This window comes from Marinomonas sp. G8-14, from assembly GCF_055808935.1.
In genome coordinates, this window is sequence record NZ_CM147891.1 from 3,202,086 (window position 1) to 3,218,557 (window position 16,472).

Here is a 16,472-nt window from a genome sequence, read left to right on the forward strand (position 1 = left end):
AACTTGGGTATTAAGAAAAAAGATTGTCAATTTTACAAAAAATACCGTTGAAGCTCCATTTCAACTACTGTAAAAATAGACAGTTATTTAATTTACTAGCAGATTACTTTCTGTTGATCGACTTCACATTGGAGACTCATGGATACCATTACCATACGCGGAGGCCGCACTCACAATCTAAAAAATGTGGACCTAGACATCCCAAGAGACAAACTTGTGGTGATTACTGGCCTATCTGGCTCGGGCAAATCCTCTCTTGCGTTCGATACACTCTATGCGGAAGGTCAACGTCGCTATGTAGAATCATTGTCTACGTACGCAAGACAATTTTTGTCAATGATGGAGAAGCCGGACATAGACCACATTGAAGGCCTTTCCCCTGCTATCTCTATCGAACAAAAATCAACTTCCCATAACCCTCGATCAACAGTCGGTACAATAACAGAAATCTATGATTATCTACGATTGTTATTTGCTCGTGCAGGGCAGCCTCGCTGTCCAGATCATGGCGAACCGCTAGAGGCACAAACCATATCACAAATGGTCGATAAAGTTATATCGCTACCAGAAGACACTAAGATGATGCTGCTTGCCCCTATTATAAAGGATCGCAAAGGCGAGCACCTGCACACTATTAGCGATTTGCTCTCAAAAGGTTTTATCCGCGCACGAATCAATGGCATTATTGTCGATCTCGATGATGCCCCAACCTTAGAAAAGAACAAAAAACATACAATTGAAGTGGTTATTGACCGTTTCAAAGTACGCTCTGACCTACAATTGCGCTTGGCAGAATCGTTTGAAACGTGCCTTGGTTTATCCGACGGCATAGCTAAAGTCATCAATATGGATGATGAAAAAGAGGAATACATTTTTTCCAGTAAGTTCGCCTGCCCGGTCTGCGGTTACAGCCTGACCGAGTTGGAACCACGCCTCTTTTCATTTAACAATCCGAATGGTGCCTGTCAGACCTGTGATGGCCTTGGCACACATCAAATGTTTGATCCTGAACGCATTATTCAAGATGAAACCTTGACCTTAGCGGAAGGTGCAATTCGCGGTTGGGGTAGACGCAGCATTTTCTACTATCAACAGCTTAGCGCGCTAGCAAAACATTACGGTTTTGATATAGAAGCAAAATACAAAGACATACCGAGTGAGTTCAAAAAACGCATTCTGCAAGGCTCGGGGAAAGACAAGATAGATTTTGTTTACATCAATGAACGCGGCGACAAAATGACGCGTGCGCATGCGTTTGAAGGTGTTATCCCCAATCTACAACGCCGCTACCATGAAACAGAATCTGACAGTGTACGTGACGATCTTTCGCAGTACATTAGCATTCAGCCTTGTCCAGATTGCCATGGATCTCGACTCAATCGATCCGCTCGCAACGTCTTTATTGCCGAGCAAACACTACCAGAAGTGGTGACCTATCCAATCGCTGAATGCTTGAAGTACTTTGAAACACTTGAACTTCCAGGGTCACGTGGAGAGATAGCCTCTAAAATTCTTAAAGAGATTCGTGACCGATTAACCTTCTTGGTAAACGTTGGCTTGGAATATCTAACACTCGATCGAAAAGCAGACTCGCTATCTGGCGGCGAAGCACAACGAATCCGCCTTGCCAGCCAAATCGGTGCTGGTCTGGTTGGCGTCATGTATATATTGGACGAACCTTCGATCGGCTTACACCAACGGGACAATGAACGGCTTATTGCAACCTTAACGAGATTGAGAGACTTAGGTAATACCGTCATTGTGGTCGAGCATGACGAAGACGCTATCCGTATTGCGGATTTCGTGGTCGACATAGGACCAGGTGCAGGGGTTCATGGCGGACAAATTATTGCTAGCGGCACACCACAAGACATAATGGACTGCCCAGAATCCGTCACAGGGCAATTTCTAACGGGCAAACGCAAAATTGAAATCCCTGCCATCCGACACACAGCCAAAGACAAACAGTTTCTTAATCTTATTGGCGCCACAGGCAATAACTTAAATACCGTAGATTTAAAAATTCCTGTCGGGGTAATGACCTGTATTACTGGTGTATCTGGCTCAGGCAAGTCAACGTTAATAAATGGCACATTGTATCCGCTTGCCGCTACCGCGCTTAATGGCGCAACAACACTTAAAGCGGCACCGCATGAGCGTATTGAAGGGCTCAACTTATTCGATAAATGTGTCGACATTGATCAAAGCCCAATTGGCCGCACTCCAAGATCGAACCCAGCTACTTATACTGGTATTTTCACCCCCATGAGGGAGCTGTTCTCAGGAACACAAGAATCTCGCTCACGAGGCTACAAACCAGGCCGCTTCAGCTTTAACGTCAAAGGTGGACGCTGTGAAGCTTGTCAGGGTGACGGTGTAATCAAAGTGGAAATGCACTTTTTGCCAGATATTTACGTCCCTTGCGATACCTGTAAAGGCAAACGTTACAACCGTGAAACCTTAGAAATACACTATAAGGGCAAGAATATTCACGAATGCCTTGAAATGACCATCGAGGATGCACGTGAATTCTTTGACCCTGTCCCTTCTATTGCTCGAAAATTACAAACCTTGATGGATGTTGGTTTAGGTTATATCCGCCTCGGTCAAGCCGCGACAACATTATCGGGTGGCGAGGCGCAGCGCGTCAAACTCGCTAAAGAACTATCTAAAAGAGACACTGGGACAACGCTCTATATTCTTGACGAACCCACTACAGGTCTACACTTCGCAGACATAGAGCAGCTATTGAAAGTACTTCATCGCTTAAGAGACCATGGTAACACAGTTGTGGTCATTGAACATAATCTTGATGTCATAAAAACGGCTGACTGGATTGTCGATTTAGGACCAGAAGGAGGCAGTGGCGGTGGCTATATCATCGCAGAGGGCACCCCTGAGGACATTGCAAAAGCAGAGAAATCCCATACGGGACGATTTTTAAAACTGATGCTCAACTAATTACGACTGACTAAATGCAAACACCCAGTGAGACATATTTAATTGGGTGTTTTTTTATACGCTGTTAAAGCATTAATTTAAATGCAAAAAAGCCGAGCTAGTTACCTAGCTCGGCTTTTTATTACAGACTAATATTACTCAGCGGCTTCTGTAACTGGACGATCGACCAATTCAACATAAGCCATAGGCGCATTGTCGCCTGAGCGGAAGCCACATTTAAGAATGCGAACATAACCACCAGGACGAGCTTGGTAACGAGGACCAAGCTCCGTGAACAATTTACCTACTGCGTCTTTGCTACGAGTACGAGCAAAGGCAAGGCGACGATTCGCAACAGAATCAACTTTCGCCAATGTGATTAACGGCTCAGCAACACGACGTAGTTCTTTGGCTTTCGGCAACGTAGTCTTGATAACTTCGTGTTCGAACAAAGAAGCAGCCATGTTCTTAAACATCGCTTTACGATGTGAGCTAGTACGGTTTAAGTGACGTCCACTCTTACGATGACGCATTTTACATTCCTTACCAAACTACGGTGGTCAGGGAACAATGACCTAGCGAGCTAGAACTTTGCTATCGTCTTTCAAACTAGCCGGTGGCCAATTCTCTAAACGCATTCCCAAAGACAAACCACGCTGTGCTAAAACATCTTTGATTTCAGTTAACGACTTCTTACCTAGGTTAGGCGTCTTAAGAAGCTCAACCTCAGTGCGTTGAATCAAATCACCGATGTAATAAATGTTCTCTGCTTTTAAACAGTTAGCACTGCGAACGGTCAATTCAAGATCATCAACCGGGCGTAGCAAAATTGGATCAATCTCATCCTCTTCTTCTACAACAGGTGCTTCGCTCTCGCTTTCAAGGGCGACGAACACAGCAATTTGCTGTTGCAAAATAGTCGCTGCACGACGGATTGCTTCTTCAGGATCGATTGTACCATTAGATTCGATGTCTAAGACTAACTTATCTAAATCTGTACGCTGCTCAACACGAGCATTATCGACACTGTACGCAACACGGCGAACAGGGCTGAATGAGGCATCCAGTTGCAAGCGACCGATTGGACGAGTCTCATCGTCGCCAGCAACACGAGCATCAGCAGGCTCATAACCACGGCCACGAGCGACTTTGATCTGCATCGTTAACTCAGCAGTATCGTCTAAGTGCGCAATAACATGATCCGGGTTAGCGATCTCTGCATCAGCAACTAACTGGATATCTCCAGCTGTTACGATACCGGGACCTTTTTTACTTAGAGTAAGAGTTGCTTCATCTTGCCCGTGTAGAGCGATCGCAACTCCTTTCAGGTTAAGAAGAATTTCAATTACATCTTCTTTAACCCCTTCGATTGCGCTGTATTCGTGTAATACACCGTCGATTTCAACTTCAACAATCGCACAACCTGGCATTGAAGAAAGCAGGATACGGCGCAAAGCGTTACCCAAAGTATGACCAAAACCACGCTCTAGCGGTTGTAGTGTAACTTTAGCGCGACAGTTGCCTAGTTCCTGAACTTCAATGTTGCGTGGGGTTAACAATTCGCTCACTGAACGCTGCATAGATCCACCTATTTCTTAATCCTAATTGCCAACTTACTTAGAGTAAAGTTCGACAATTAGGTTCTCATTAATTTCAGCTGATAAATCGGCACGCTCTGGAACAGCTTTGTAAGTTGCTTCCAGTTTAGTTGAATCAACCTCGATCCAATGGATCGGTGCACGACCTTTAGATAGCTCTAATGCGCTTTGTACACGCAATTGCTTCTTAGCTTTTTCACGAATTGACACGACGTCACCAGCTTTAACTTGGTAAGACGGAATGTTAACCGTAGCGCCATTTACTAGAATACCTTTATGGCCTACTAGCTGACGAGCTTCCGCACGCGTAGAACCAAAACCTGCGCGGTATACAACGTTGTCTAAACGTGATTCTAAAAGTTGCAGAAGGTTTTCACCTGTTGCACCTTTAAGACGAGCTGCAGATTTGTAGTAGTTACGGAATTGTTTTTCTAGAATACCGTACATACGACGTACTTTTTGTTTCTCACGTAATTGCAAGCCGTAATCAGAAAGACGACCACGACGTGCACCATGCACACCAGGAACCGTCTCTACTTTACATTTCGACTCAAGAGCGCGTGAACCGCTCTTCAATTGCAAGTCGGTACCTTCACGACGAGACAACTTACAAGTTGGACCTATATAACGAGCCATGTATCTGTCTCCTCAATTAAACGCGACGTTTCTTAGGTGGACGGCAACCGTTATGCGGAATTGGCGTCACATCTGTGATGTTATTGATACGCAAGCCCAATGCATTCAATGCACGAACTGCGGACTCACGACCAGGACCTGTGCTCTTAATCATTACGTCAACGTTTTTAAGGCCGAACTCTTGTGCGACAGCACCGGCACGTTCCGCGGCTACTTGAGCTGCGAAAGGAGTACTTTTACGAGATCCGCGAAAACCAGAACCACCGGCAGTAGCCCAAGACAAAGCATTGCCTTGGCGGTCAGTGATAGTCACGATCGTATTGTTAAATGACGCGTGTACATGAGCAACACCGTCGACGACCGTCTTTTTGACTTTTTTCTTGGTGTTGCGCGTAGCTGGCTTAGCCATATTGCACTTTTCCTATTTAATGCTCAGCTCTAGCAAACTTTGTGGCTAGAGCGAAACGCGTTTATATTACTTACGAATAGGCTTACGTGGGCCTTTTCGTGTACGAGCGTTCGTTTTGGTACGTTGACCACGAACAGGTAGGCTGCGGCGATGACGAATCCCGCGATTACAACCTAGGTCCATCAAACGTTTGATAGACATACTGACTTCACGACGTAAGTCACCCTCTACAGTGTACTTAGCAACTTGGCCACGAAGCTCATCAAGGACTTCGTCACTTAATGAACCAATTTTCGCAGTTTCAGCTACACCCGCAGCAGCGCAGATTGCGCGTGAACGAGTGCGACCAATTCCGAAGATGTAAGTCAGAGAAATGACCGCATGTTTATTGTCAGGAATATTGACACCGGCTATACGAGCCATTCATTTTACTCCGTTGTTATTGATGATTAAATGATAATTCATCACTTTACTTTCATGAGGGCGGCTGATTATGCCTATCTTTAGGCCATAAATCAACCACCCTTTCCTGTCATCAAGCAAACTCGCGATTAACCTTGACGCTGTTTGTGACGAGGTTCAACGCAAATCACTCGAACTGAACCGTTACGACGAACGATTTTGCAGTTACGACAGATTTTCTTTACAGATGCACGTACTTTCATGTTCAACTCCAACCTTACGCTCAGCGCATTAGGCCATTTGGACCATAACCAGTCAGATTAGATTTCTTCATTAATGATTCGTATTGCTGACTCATCAAATGACTTTGAACTTGCGACATAAAGTCCATGACAACAACGACTACGATTAACATAGAGGTACCGCCAAAGTAGAATGGAACATTCCACGCAACAACAAAGAACTGAGGCATCAGTGACACAAGCGTGATGTATAAAGCACCAAACAGTGTCAAACGAGTCATTACACCATCAATATATCGAGCTGTATGATCGCCTGGACGAATACCCGGTAAAAAAGCACCGGATTTTTTCAAGTTATCTGCCACATCTTTAGGATTGAACACTAGCGCTGTATAGAAGAAGCAAAAGAATACAATTGCTATCGCAAACAACAGCACATAGAGCGGTTGCCCAGGAGCTAGAGCCAAAGAGGTATTTTGCAACCATTCCATCCCCTCACCTTGACCGAACCATTGTCCAATCGAAGCTGGAAAAAGAAGGATACTTGAAGCAAATATAGGCGGAATAACCCCGGCCATATTCACCTTAAGCGGCAAATGACTCTTTTGTGCGGCAAACACCTTTTTGCCTTGCTGACGCTTAGCATAATTAACCGTTATACGACGCTGACCACGTTCGATGAAAACAACAAACGCAATCGTCGCAATGGCCAATATACCAATCAACAACAAAGCTAAAATATTTATATCGCCTTGACGAGCCGATTCAAACGAACGACCTAAAGCAGAAGGCAAGCCAGCAACGATACCTGCAAAGATTAATATGGAAATACCATTACCAATCCCTTTCTCAGTAACTTGCTCACCTAACCACATTAAGAAAACAGTACCAGCAACAAGCGTCACGACAGCAACAGCATAGAACTCAATGCCGCTACTAAACGAGATACCTTGGCTTGCCAAACCAACCGCCATACTGGCAGACTGAATAAGAGCAAGAAGCACCGTACCGTAACGAGTGTACTGAGTAATCTTACGACGACCCGCTTCACCCTCTTTCTTAAGCTGCTCTAGCTGCGGACTCACAACCGTCAATAACTGCATGATAATTGAAGCAGAAATATAGGGCAAAATCCCAAGCGCAAGAATACTCATGCGTTCGAGCGCGCCCCCTGAGAATACGTTAAATAAACTCAGAATAGTGCCTTCATTTTGATCAAACAGGGCTGATAACCTATCAGGGTTAATACCCGGAACAGGAATATGTGCACCAATTCGGTATACAATAATTGCCAAAAACACGAAACGGATACGATGCCCAAAGCTCGCCTAATCCGTTTTGCATTCCAGCTGGTAGTGAGCCACGCTTTGCCATTTATTCCTCGACTTTTCCGCCAGCTGCTTCAATAGCGGCACGAGCACCTTTAGTCACTTTAAGACCACGAACGGTAACCGCTTTGTCGATTGAGCCTGACAAGATTACACGAGCTGTCTTAATCTGATGACCAAGAATGTCGGCGCCTTTAAGAGCAGCCAAATCTACAACTTCAGCATTTACAGCAGCAAGCTCGTTTAAACGAACCTCAGCAACATACTTTGCCTGACGTGAAGTAAAACCGAATTTTGGCAGACGACGCTGCAAAGGCATTTGACCACCTTCAAAACCAGGTTTTACTGAGCCACCAGAGCGAGATTTAAGACCTTTATGGCCTCGTCCGCCGGTTTTGCCCAAGCCGCTACCAATGCCGCGACCAACACGTTTAGGAGCATGCTTGCTACCTTCGCCAGGACGAAGTGTATTTAAGAACATGTTATTCCCCTACCACTTTAACCATGTAATAAACTTTATTAACCATACCACGTACAGAAGGAGTATCTTCCAACTGACGAGTTTGGCCAACTTTACGCAAACCCAAGCCTTTAACAGTTTCACGGTGCTTTGGAAGACGACCGATCGGGCTGCGGGTTAGTTGAACTGTGATGGTATTATTCGCCATAACACATTACCCCAAAATTTGATCGACTGACTTACCGCGTTTAGCCGCGATTTGTTCAGGTGCTTTCATATCCTGCAAACCTTTGATCGTAGCGCGAACTACGTTTACTGGGTTTGTAGAACCGTAACATTTTGCCAATACGTTGTGAACGCCAGCGATTTCTAGAACCGCACGCATTGCACCACCGGCTATGATACCAGTACCTTGAGACGCAGGCTGCATGTAAACATTAGACGCACCATGATTTGCTTTAACTGGATACTGAAGTGTATCGCCATCAAGCTTAACAGAAATCATGTTACGGCGAGCTTGTTCCATAGCTTTTTGAATTGCTTGAGGAACTTCACGCGCTTTACCGCGACCGAAGCCAACCTTACCTTTACCATCACCAACGACTGTCAAAGCTGTGAAAGAGAAGATACGACCACCTTTCACTACTTTAGCAACGCGGTTTACTTGTACTAGCTTCTCTTGGAGGTCGCTAGTTTGTTGATCATTAACTGCCATTTGCTACCCCTTAGAACTCTAGACCGGCTTCACGTGCAGCGTCAGCAAGAACCTGAACGCGACCATGATATTTGAAGCCAGAACGGTCAAAAGCGACCGAAGTGACACCTGCTTCTTTAGCGCGAGCAGCAATCAAAGTACCGACTTCTTTAGCCGCTGCTTTGTTACCAGTCGCTGAGCCACGAAGAGCTTCTTCAAGTGTAGAAGCGCTTGCTAGCACTTTACTTCCACAAGGAGAAATCACTTGAGCATACATATGGCGTGGTGTGCGATGTACAGTAAGACGATTCGCACCTAAGTCACGAATATGCAAACGAGCACGACGTGCACGACGAATCCGAGATTGTTTTTTAGTGTTCATGAATGTCTACCTACTTCTTCTTAGCTTCTTTACGACGAATAATCTCGTCAGCATAGCGAACACCTTTGCCTTTATATGGCTCTGGTGGACGGAAACCGCGAACTTCTGCAGCAACCTGACCAACGGCTTGTTTATCAATGCCACGAATCACGATTTCTGTTTGAGAAGCACATTCAGCTGTGATGCCTTCAGGTAGTTCATAATCAACTGGGTGAGAGAAACCCAGAGATAGGTTAAGCACGTTGCCTTTAAGCGCAGCACGGTAACCAACACCTTGAAGAAGCAATCTTTTCTCAAAACCCTGACTAACACCAACAACCATGTTGTTAACCAAAGCACGAGTTGTACCAGCTAAGGCACGGCTTTGTTTTGCACCATCGCGCGCAGCGAAGGTAATAACATTTTCTTCTTTAGACACTTGTACGCTTGTGTGAACATTAAACTCTAAAGAACCTTTACCGCCTTTAACAACGACAGTTTGTCCATTTAGGGTTAAATCTACACCACTAGGAAGCGTCACGGGACTATTAGCAACTCGAGACATACTAACTCCTAGAATACTGTGCAGATTACTTCGCCACCGATACCAGCAGCACGAGCTGCACGGTCTGTCATCACACCTTTAGAGGTAGAGATGATTGCAACACCAAGACCAGCTTCTACTTTAGGTAGTGATGCTGTGCCTTTGTATTGACGCAAACTTGGGCGAGATGCGCGTTTGATTTGTTCGATAACTGGCTTACCTTCGTAGTATTTCAACTCGATTGTAAGCGTTGGTTTCACTGCTTCGTCTACAGAGAAGTCACCTACGTAACCTTCTTCGCGTAGAACAGCAGCAATAGATGCTTTCATTTTTGATGAAGGCATACTCACAGAAGACTTCGCAGCCATCTGGGCATTACGAATACGTGTAAACATATCCGCAAGGGTATCTTGCATACTCATTTAAGAGGCTCCTAATTTAAAAACCATTGTGCAGCAAATAGAGGCTCGCGCATAGTACACAGCAGCGAGCAGAATGTCCAGTATTTAGACACCCCACTCACTGCCATGTATTATGATCGCGCTCTACTTGCTTACCAACTAGCTTTCTTCAAGCCTGGTACGTCACCACGCATCGCTGCTTCACGCAGTTTGATACGAGACAGACCGAAGCGACGGTATACACCGTGCGGACGACCTGTGATTTGGCAACGATTACGCTGACGAGAAGAAGATGAATCGCGTGGAAGCGCTTGCAATTTAAGCGTCGCTTCCCACTTTTCATCGTCCGATGCATTAACGTCGCTAATGATCGCTTTTAGAGCAGCACGCTTTTCAGCGAACTTAGCTACTAATTTGGTACGTTTTGCTTCGCGCTGAATCATTGATACTTTAGCCATGATTCCTACCTCTTATTTCTTGAAAGGGAAACTAAAGGCGGCTAGCAAAGCACGACCTTCTTCGTCGGTACGAGCAGTCGTTGTAATGGTAATATCCATACCACGTACACGGTCTACTTTATCGTAGTCGATTTCAGGGAAGATGATTTGCTCTTTAACACCCATACTGTAGTTACCGCGACCGTCAAAAGACTTAGGATTAAGTCCACGGAAGTCACGAATACGTGGGATAGCTACATCAACCAAACGGTCAAAGAAATCCCACATACGGTCGCCACGTAGCGTCACTTTACAACCGATCGGGTAACCGTCACGGATTTTAAAGCCTGCTACAGATTTACGAGCCTTAGTTACTACTACTTTCTGGCCGCTAAGTGCTTGAAGATCATTTACCGCATGCTCAAGAAGTTTCTTGTCTGCGATTGCTTCACCAACACCCATATTTAAAGTGATTTTAGTGATTTTAGGCACTTCCATCACGTTTTTGTAACCAAACTCTTCTGTAAGTTTTGCTACAACTTGATCTTTATAAACTTGCTTAAGTCTCGCCATGGCTATAATTCTCGCTCTTAGGCGTCGATCGCTTCACTATTTGATTTAAAAACACGCACTTTCGTACCGTCTTCGTTCAATTTAAAGCCGACGCGATCCGCTTTACCTGTAGCACTGTTAAAAATGGCTACGTTGGAAACCTGGATAGGTGCTTCTTGTTCAACGATACCACCAGTTGAACCCTTCATAGGGTTTGGTTTCTCGTGTTTCTTAACAGTATTAATGCCAGAAACAAGAACTCGGTTTTCGTCTACTACCTTAACAACTTTACCGCGTTTGCCTTTATCTTTACCAGCAATCACGATAACTTCGTCGTTACGTTTGATTTTACGCATAATGTCCCCTCTCCCTCTTACAGCACTTCAGGTGCAAGAGAAACAATTTTCATGAACTGCTCTGTACGCAATTCACGTGTTACAGGGCCAAAGATACGAGTACCAATAGGCTGTCCTGAAGCATTCAATAGAACCGCAGAGTTTACATCAAAACGGATTACTGAGCCATCAGAACGACGAACACCTTTCTTAGTTCTAACGACAACTGCGTTAAGAACCTGCCCTTTTTTAACACGACCACGAGGGATCGCTTCTTTCACTGTGACCTTAATAATGTCACCGATAGCAGCATAACGACGATGTGAGCCACCCAGTACTTTAATACACTGAACACGCTTTGCGCCGCTGTTATCTGCAACATCAAGCATCGATTCTGTTTGAATCATTTCTGCTCTCCAATCAAATTAGATAACAAGTCTCACGAAGGAAGGAGCAGCTTATACAGCTGCTGCTTTCTCAACAACTTGAACCAGATTCCAAGTCTTAGACTTAGAGTAAGGGCGTGTTTCCACAACCTTAACGGTATCACCGATCTGACATTCATTGTTTTCATCATGAGCGTGTAATTTAGTCGAACGACGAACAAACTTACCGTATAAAGGGTGTTTCTCTGTACGCTCAACAAGTACCGTAATGGTTTTATCCATCTTGTCGCTAACTACTTTACCAGTAGCGGTACGCGCTTTTGTTTCTGCCATCTTAGTTACCTGCCTTATCATTAAGCACGGTTTTAACACGTGCGATATTGCGGCGAACTTGCGAGAGCAAATGAGTTTGCGCTAACTGACCAGTGGCCTTCTGCATACGCAGAGTAAATTGCTCACGTAGTAGTTCAATCAAGGTCGCTTGTAGCTCAGCTACAGACTTTTCTTGCATTTCTTTTGCTTTCATCTACATCACCGTACGCGTTACGAAAGTTGTGGACAGAGGAAGCTTAGCTGCAGCTAACGCAAACGCTTCGCGTGCTAACTGCTCTGAAACACCCTCAACTTCATAAAGCATTTTTCCTGGTTGGATCTGCGCAACCCAGTATTCTACGCTACCCTTACCTTTACCCTGACGAACCTCAAGAGGCTTCTGAGTAATCGGCTTATCAGGGAACACACGAATCCAGATTCTACCGCCACGTTTGATATGACGAGTCATTGCACGACGCGCCGCTTCAATTTGACGAGCAGTAAGACGACCACGTTCAGTGGACTTCAATCCGAATTCACCAAAGCTAACTTGGTTTCCGCGAAGAGCAAGACCGCGGTTACGGCCTTTTTGCATCTTACGGAACTTAGTACGTTTCGGTTGTAACATGACTTACCCCCTACTTAGACTTCTTCTTTTGTGCGCCTTTATCAGCTCGCACTTGTTCAATACCGCCCAAGATTTCGCCTTTGAAGATCCACACTTTAACGCCAATGATGCCGTAAGTTGTAGATGCTTCATAAGTAGCGTAGTCAATGTCAGCGCGTAGAGTGTGTAGAGGCACGCGGCCTTCACGGTACCACTCAGCACGTGCAATCTCTGCACCGCCTAAACGACCACTTACCTGAACCTTGATCCCTTTTGCGCCTGCACGCATAGCATTTTGTACTGCGCGCTTCATAGCACGACGGAACATAACGCGACGCTCAAGTTGGCTTGCAATATTCTGCGCAACCAATTTCGCATCCATTTCAGGCTTACGAATTTCTTCGATGTTAATGTGGACAGGTACGCCCATCATTTCAGAAACTGCATTACGTAGTTTCTCAACATCTTCGCCTTTCTTACCAATCACGATACCCGGACGGGCAGTGTGAATTGTAATACGGGCTGTCTGAGCAGGACGCTGAATCTCGATACGAGAAACAGAAGCCTGAACCAATTTTTTCTCCAAGTACTCACGAACTCGAAGATCATTTAATAACAGCTTAGAGTAGTTTTGATTATTCGCATACCAAGTAGAAGTATGATCTTTAACTATCCCTAGGCGTATACCAGTTGGATGAACCTTCTGACCCATTGGGTTTCTCCTAATTAGTCAGCGACTTTAACTGTAATATGGCAACCGCGTTTTAGAATACGGTCAGCACGGCCTTTGGCACGTGGCATAATACGTTTCAGAGTCATAGCCTCATCAACGTAAGCCGTAGACACACGCAAGTCATCTACATCAGCACCTTCGTTATGCTCAGCGTTAGCTATAGCAGACTCTAGTACTTTCTTGACAATTACTGCCGCCTTTTTAGGACTGAACGTTAAAATGTTCAGTGCTTCGCTAACAGATTTGCCGCGGATTTGATCTACAACCAAACGGGCCTTCTGCGCTGAGAGGCGAGCACCCTTCAATGAAGCGCTTACTTCACTCATGTTAATACCCCTTATTACCGTTTGGCTTTCTTGTCCGCAGCATGACCACGATATGTACGGGTCGGAGCGAACTCACCCAATTTATGACCGACCATATCTTCAGTTACTAGAACTGGAACATGCTGGCGACCATTATGGACAGCGATAGTCAACCCTACAAAATCAGGGAAGATAGTAGAACGGCGTGACCAAGTTTTAATTGGACGACGATCATTTTTCTCTACCGCAGCCTCTACCTTTTTCAACAAATGAAGGTCGATAAAAGGACCTTTTTTTAGTGAACGTGGCACAGTCGTTTCCTCTTATTACTTAGTACGGCGACGTACAATAAGTTTATCAGTACGCTTGTTGCTGCGCGTTTTGTACCCTTTAGTAGGCACACCCCATGGCGTAACTGGGTGACGACCACCTTTGCTACGACCTTCACCACCACCATGTGGGTGATCCACTGGGTTCATCGCCGCACCGCGAACGGTAGGACGAACACCACGCCAACGCGTAGCACCAGCTTTACCAAGAACTCGTAAGCTATGCTCAGAGTTTGATACTTCACCTAAAGTAGCGCGACATTCTGTCAATACTTTACGCATTTCACCTGAACGTAGGCGAAGAGTAACGTAACGACCTTCACGAGCAACTAGCTGAGCAGAAGCACCAGCGGAACGCGCAACTTGTGCACCCTTACCTGGCTTAAGCTCGACACAGTGTACGGTACTACCAACTGGAATATTTTGCAGAGGCAAAGTATTACCTGATTTGATAGGCGCATCTGCACCACTAAAAACAACATTGCCAGCAACCATACCTTTGGAAGCGATAATGTAACGACGCTCACCATCAGCATATCTAATTAATGCAATATTTGCAGAACGGTTTGGATCATATTCCAAACGCTCAACTACCGCAGAAATTCCATCTTTGTTACGACGAAAATCAACCATACGGTAATGCTGCTTATGACCACCACCTACGTGACGCGTAGTGATGCGTCCGTTATTGTTACGTCCACCAGATTTGCTTTTTGTGTCTAGCAAAGGTGCATATGGCGCGCCTTTGTGCAAATCGTTGTTGGTAACTTTAACAACGTGACGACGGCCTGCAGACGTTGGCTTACTTTTAACAACAGCCATTGACCTATCTCCCCTTATTCAGCGACCATGAAATCAATGTCTTGACCTTCAGCCAAACGTACATACGCTTTTTTCACGTCTTTACGCTTACCTAGACCACGAACTGTACGCTTTGTTTTACCTTTATGGTTCAACGTGCGAACAGACTCAACTTTGACTTCAAAAAGCGCTTCGATAGCTTGTTTGATTTCAGGTTTCGTTGCATCACCAGTTACACGAAAAACATACTGACCATTGCCTTCGGCCACGATCGTTGCTTTTTCGGAAATGTGCGGACCCAACAGAACTTTATAAATACGTTCGCCGATCATGCTAGTGCCTCCTCAACTTGTTTCAGAGCACCAACTGTCACCAACACTTTGTCGTAAGCAATCAAGCTAACAGGGTCGATAGACGCTGCATCACGTACATCTACGTTAGGAATGTTGCGAGCCGCTAGGAATAAATTGTCATCCAATTGATCAGAAACAATCAAAGCGTTCTCAATATTCAATTCTGCCATTTTTGCTATGAAGAGCTTAGTTTTTGGAGCTTCCAATTTAAGTTCTTCAACAACAACAAGACGGTCTTGACGTACAAGTTCAGACCAGATGGTGCGCATTGCTGCACGGTACATCTTCTTGTTCACTTTCTGAGAGTGATCTTGTGGTTTAGCAGCGAAAGTAACACCACCAGAGCGCCATAGAGGGCTACGGATAGTACCTGCGCGCGCACGACCAGAACCTTTTTGTTTCCAAGGTTTGCGTCCACCACCTGCTACTTCAGAGCGTGTTTTCTGTGCACGTGAGCCTTGACGAGCGCCAGCCAAGTAAGATGTAACTACTTGGTGAACCAACGCTTCGTTGTATTCACGAGCAAAGGCTACATCAGAAACTTCTACCGTTCCTTCCGCGCCTGTTAGATTCAAGTTCATTGTCTACCCCTCTTAGCGAGCTTTAACAGCTGATTGAAGAATAACATCACCATTTACAGCACCAGGCACGGCACCTTTCACTAGGATAAGGTTACGTTCTGTGTCTACACGAACCACTTCTAGTGATTGCGTAGTGACTTGTGCAGCACCCATATGGCCAGCCATCTTCTTGCCTTTCCAAACACGACCAGGTGTTTGACATTGGCCGATAGAACCAGGTGCACGGTGAGACAATGAGTTACCATGTGTAGCATCTTGCGTACGGAAATTATGACGCTTAATGGCACCTTGAAACCCTTTACCCTTTGATTGACCAGTTACATCAACCATTTGGATAGATTCGAAATCAGCTACAGTTAGCTCATCACCAACATTGATTTCTTTTTCATCACCTGACAGGCGGAACTCCCACAAACCACGACCTGCTTCAACATTTGCTTTTGCATAATGACCTGCAGCAGCTTTGTTAACGCGGCTCGAACGGCGAGTACCAACAGTGACTTGAACAGCTTGGTAGCCGTCAGTTTCTGCTGTTTTCACCTGAGTAACGCGGTTCGGTTCAACCTCGATGACGGTTACTGGCACGGATACACCTTCTTCAGTGAAGATACGTGTCATTCCGGCTTTGCGTCCGACTAATTGAATAGCCATTTTTTACCTCATTTGCCAGTTGTGTATGGGGCTATCACCCGCTACGGCTGATCATTCCAGATCATTCCACTATTG

27 protein-coding genes and 1 pseudogene are annotated in these 16,472 nt (G+C 45.3%); 1 reads left to right on the forward strand and 27 read right to left on the reverse strand.

From position 1 onward, the window contains the following. Nucleotides 1-138: 138 nt before the first annotated feature. Entirely contained in the window at nt 139-2,961 is a 2,823-nt protein-coding gene (gene uvrA, locus AC0L6V_RS16355) for an excinuclease ABC subunit UvrA (protein ID WP_418138436.1), read from the forward strand. A 134-nt stretch (nt 2,962-3,095) separates the two neighbouring features. On the opposite strand, the gene rplQ is transcribed toward uvrA, so the two are convergent. The 27 genes and pseudogenes from rplQ to rplC all read right to left on the reverse strand — a co-directional run bounded on the left by rplQ (nt 3,096) and on the right by rplC (nt 16,397). Continuing rightward, nucleotides 3,096-3,473, reverse strand: a complete 378-nt coding sequence (gene rplQ / locus AC0L6V_RS16360; protein ID WP_111608645.1) for a 50S ribosomal protein L17 — start codon at nt 3,471-3,473, stop codon at nt 3,096-3,098. Nucleotides 3,474-3,515: 42 nt separating this feature from the next. Further along, nucleotides 3,516-4,520 (reverse strand): DNA-directed RNA polymerase subunit alpha, encoded by a 1,005-nt coding sequence (locus tag AC0L6V_RS16365; RefSeq protein WP_111608644.1) that lies wholly within the window; start codon nt 4,518-4,520, stop codon nt 3,516-3,518. A 33-nt stretch (nt 4,521-4,553) separates the two neighbouring features. Continuing rightward, nucleotides 4,554-5,174, reverse strand: a complete 621-nt coding sequence (rpsD, locus tag AC0L6V_RS16370; RefSeq protein WP_111608643.1) for a 30S ribosomal protein S4 — start codon at nt 5,172-5,174, stop codon at nt 4,554-4,556. Nucleotides 5,175-5,190: 16 nt separating this feature from the next. Beyond that, nucleotides 5,191-5,583 carry a 30S ribosomal protein S11 gene (gene rpsK / locus AC0L6V_RS16375; RefSeq protein ID WP_418138437.1) on the reverse strand — a complete coding sequence of 131 codons (393 nt, stop codon included), beginning with the start codon at nt 5,581-5,583 and terminating at the stop codon, nt 5,191-5,193. A 66-nt stretch (nt 5,584-5,649) separates the two neighbouring features. Continuing rightward, nucleotides 5,650-6,006, reverse strand: coding sequence for a 30S ribosomal protein S13 (gene rpsM / locus AC0L6V_RS16380; protein ID WP_265219461.1), 357 nt, complete (start codon nt 6,004-6,006; stop codon nt 5,650-5,652). 128 nt (nt 6,007-6,134) lie between these two features. Continuing rightward, nucleotides 6,135-6,248 carry a 50S ribosomal protein L36 gene (rpmJ, locus tag AC0L6V_RS16385; RefSeq protein ID WP_012071915.1) on the reverse strand — a complete coding sequence of 38 codons (114 nt, stop codon included), beginning with the start codon at nt 6,246-6,248 and terminating at the stop codon, nt 6,135-6,137. Between the two features lie 20 nt (nt 6,249-6,268). Beyond that, a pseudogene (secY, locus tag AC0L6V_RS16390) lies at nt 6,269-7,601 on the reverse strand (preprotein translocase subunit SecY). Then, nucleotides 7,602-8,036, reverse strand: coding sequence for a 50S ribosomal protein L15 (gene rplO, locus AC0L6V_RS16395; RefSeq protein ID WP_111608640.1), 435 nt, complete (start codon nt 8,034-8,036; stop codon nt 7,602-7,604). Nucleotide 8,037: 1 nt separating this feature from the next. Further along, nucleotides 8,038-8,223: a 50S ribosomal protein L30 gene (gene rpmD, locus AC0L6V_RS16400; RefSeq protein ID WP_111608639.1), complete on the reverse strand. Its 186-nt coding sequence runs from the start codon at nt 8,221-8,223 to the stop codon at nt 8,038-8,040. Between the two features lie 6 nt (nt 8,224-8,229). Continuing rightward, nucleotides 8,230-8,730 (reverse strand): 30S ribosomal protein S5, encoded by a 501-nt coding sequence (gene rpsE / locus AC0L6V_RS16405; protein ID WP_111608638.1) that lies wholly within the window; start codon nt 8,728-8,730, stop codon nt 8,230-8,232. A gap of 10 nt (nt 8,731-8,740) precedes the next feature. Next, a complete protein-coding gene (gene rplR, locus AC0L6V_RS16410) occupies nt 8,741-9,091 on the reverse strand; it encodes a 50S ribosomal protein L18 (RefSeq protein WP_111608637.1) in 351 nt (116 codons plus the stop codon). A 10-nt stretch (nt 9,092-9,101) separates the two neighbouring features. Beyond that, nucleotides 9,102-9,635: a 50S ribosomal protein L6 gene (rplF, locus tag AC0L6V_RS16415; protein WP_265219465.1), complete on the reverse strand. Its 534-nt coding sequence runs from the start codon at nt 9,633-9,635 to the stop codon at nt 9,102-9,104. A gap of 8 nt (nt 9,636-9,643) precedes the next feature. Continuing rightward, on the reverse strand, nt 9,644-10,036 hold the full coding sequence (rpsH, locus tag AC0L6V_RS16420) for a 30S ribosomal protein S8 (RefSeq protein ID WP_265219466.1): 393 nt from the start codon (nt 10,034-10,036) through the stop codon (nt 9,644-9,646). A 131-nt stretch (nt 10,037-10,167) separates the two neighbouring features. Next, nucleotides 10,168-10,473, reverse strand: coding sequence for a 30S ribosomal protein S14 (rpsN, locus tag AC0L6V_RS16425; RefSeq protein WP_012071923.1), 306 nt, complete (start codon nt 10,471-10,473; stop codon nt 10,168-10,170). Nucleotides 10,474-10,485: 12 nt separating this feature from the next. Next, complete coding sequence (gene rplE / locus AC0L6V_RS16430; RefSeq protein ID WP_111608634.1) at nt 10,486-11,025, reverse strand: 50S ribosomal protein L5; 540 nt, start codon at nt 11,023-11,025, stop codon at nt 10,486-10,488. A 17-nt stretch (nt 11,026-11,042) separates the two neighbouring features. Beyond that, nucleotides 11,043-11,360 carry a 50S ribosomal protein L24 gene (gene rplX, locus AC0L6V_RS16435; RefSeq protein WP_111608633.1) on the reverse strand — a complete coding sequence of 106 codons (318 nt, stop codon included), beginning with the start codon at nt 11,358-11,360 and terminating at the stop codon, nt 11,043-11,045. A 17-nt stretch (nt 11,361-11,377) separates the two neighbouring features. Then, nucleotides 11,378-11,746 (reverse strand): 50S ribosomal protein L14, encoded by a 369-nt coding sequence (rplN, locus tag AC0L6V_RS16440; protein ID WP_067020125.1) that lies wholly within the window; start codon nt 11,744-11,746, stop codon nt 11,378-11,380. Between the two features lie 51 nt (nt 11,747-11,797). Then, nucleotides 11,798-12,058: a 30S ribosomal protein S17 gene (rpsQ, locus tag AC0L6V_RS16445; protein WP_013797833.1), complete on the reverse strand. Its 261-nt coding sequence runs from the start codon at nt 12,056-12,058 to the stop codon at nt 11,798-11,800. A gap of 1 nt (nt 12,059) precedes the next feature. Then, nucleotides 12,060-12,251, reverse strand: coding sequence for a 50S ribosomal protein L29 (rpmC, locus tag AC0L6V_RS16450; protein WP_012071928.1), 192 nt, complete (start codon nt 12,249-12,251; stop codon nt 12,060-12,062). Continuing rightward, on the reverse strand, nt 12,252-12,665 hold the full coding sequence (gene rplP / locus AC0L6V_RS16455; protein WP_012071929.1) for a 50S ribosomal protein L16: 414 nt from the start codon (nt 12,663-12,665) through the stop codon (nt 12,252-12,254). Nucleotides 12,666-12,675: 10 nt separating this feature from the next. Then, complete coding sequence (gene rpsC, locus AC0L6V_RS16460) at nt 12,676-13,356, reverse strand: 30S ribosomal protein S3 (RefSeq protein ID WP_265219467.1); 681 nt, start codon at nt 13,354-13,356, stop codon at nt 12,676-12,678. Nucleotides 13,357-13,370: 14 nt separating this feature from the next. Continuing rightward, nucleotides 13,371-13,703, reverse strand: coding sequence for a 50S ribosomal protein L22 (gene rplV, locus AC0L6V_RS16465; RefSeq protein WP_110577367.1), 333 nt, complete (start codon nt 13,701-13,703; stop codon nt 13,371-13,373). Between the two features lie 14 nt (nt 13,704-13,717). Continuing rightward, nucleotides 13,718-13,993 (reverse strand): 30S ribosomal protein S19, encoded by a 276-nt coding sequence (rpsS, locus tag AC0L6V_RS16470; protein WP_012071932.1) that lies wholly within the window; start codon nt 13,991-13,993, stop codon nt 13,718-13,720. A 15-nt stretch (nt 13,994-14,008) separates the two neighbouring features. After that, nucleotides 14,009-14,833, reverse strand: a complete 825-nt coding sequence (gene rplB / locus AC0L6V_RS16475) for a 50S ribosomal protein L2 (protein WP_111608630.1) — start codon at nt 14,831-14,833, stop codon at nt 14,009-14,011. A gap of 14 nt (nt 14,834-14,847) precedes the next feature. Then, nucleotides 14,848-15,144 (reverse strand): 50S ribosomal protein L23, encoded by a 297-nt coding sequence (gene rplW / locus AC0L6V_RS16480; protein WP_012071934.1) that lies wholly within the window; start codon nt 15,142-15,144, stop codon nt 14,848-14,850. Further along, nucleotides 15,141-15,746 carry a 50S ribosomal protein L4 gene (gene rplD, locus AC0L6V_RS16485; protein WP_111608629.1) on the reverse strand — a complete coding sequence of 202 codons (606 nt, stop codon included), beginning with the start codon at nt 15,744-15,746 and terminating at the stop codon, nt 15,141-15,143. The genes rplW and rplD overlap by 4 nt, the downstream gene beginning before the upstream one ends. Nucleotides 15,747-15,758: 12 nt before the next feature. Then, complete coding sequence (gene rplC, locus AC0L6V_RS16490) at nt 15,759-16,397, reverse strand: 50S ribosomal protein L3 (protein ID WP_111639792.1); 639 nt, start codon at nt 16,395-16,397, stop codon at nt 15,759-15,761. Nucleotides 16,398-16,472 lie beyond the last annotated feature (75 nt).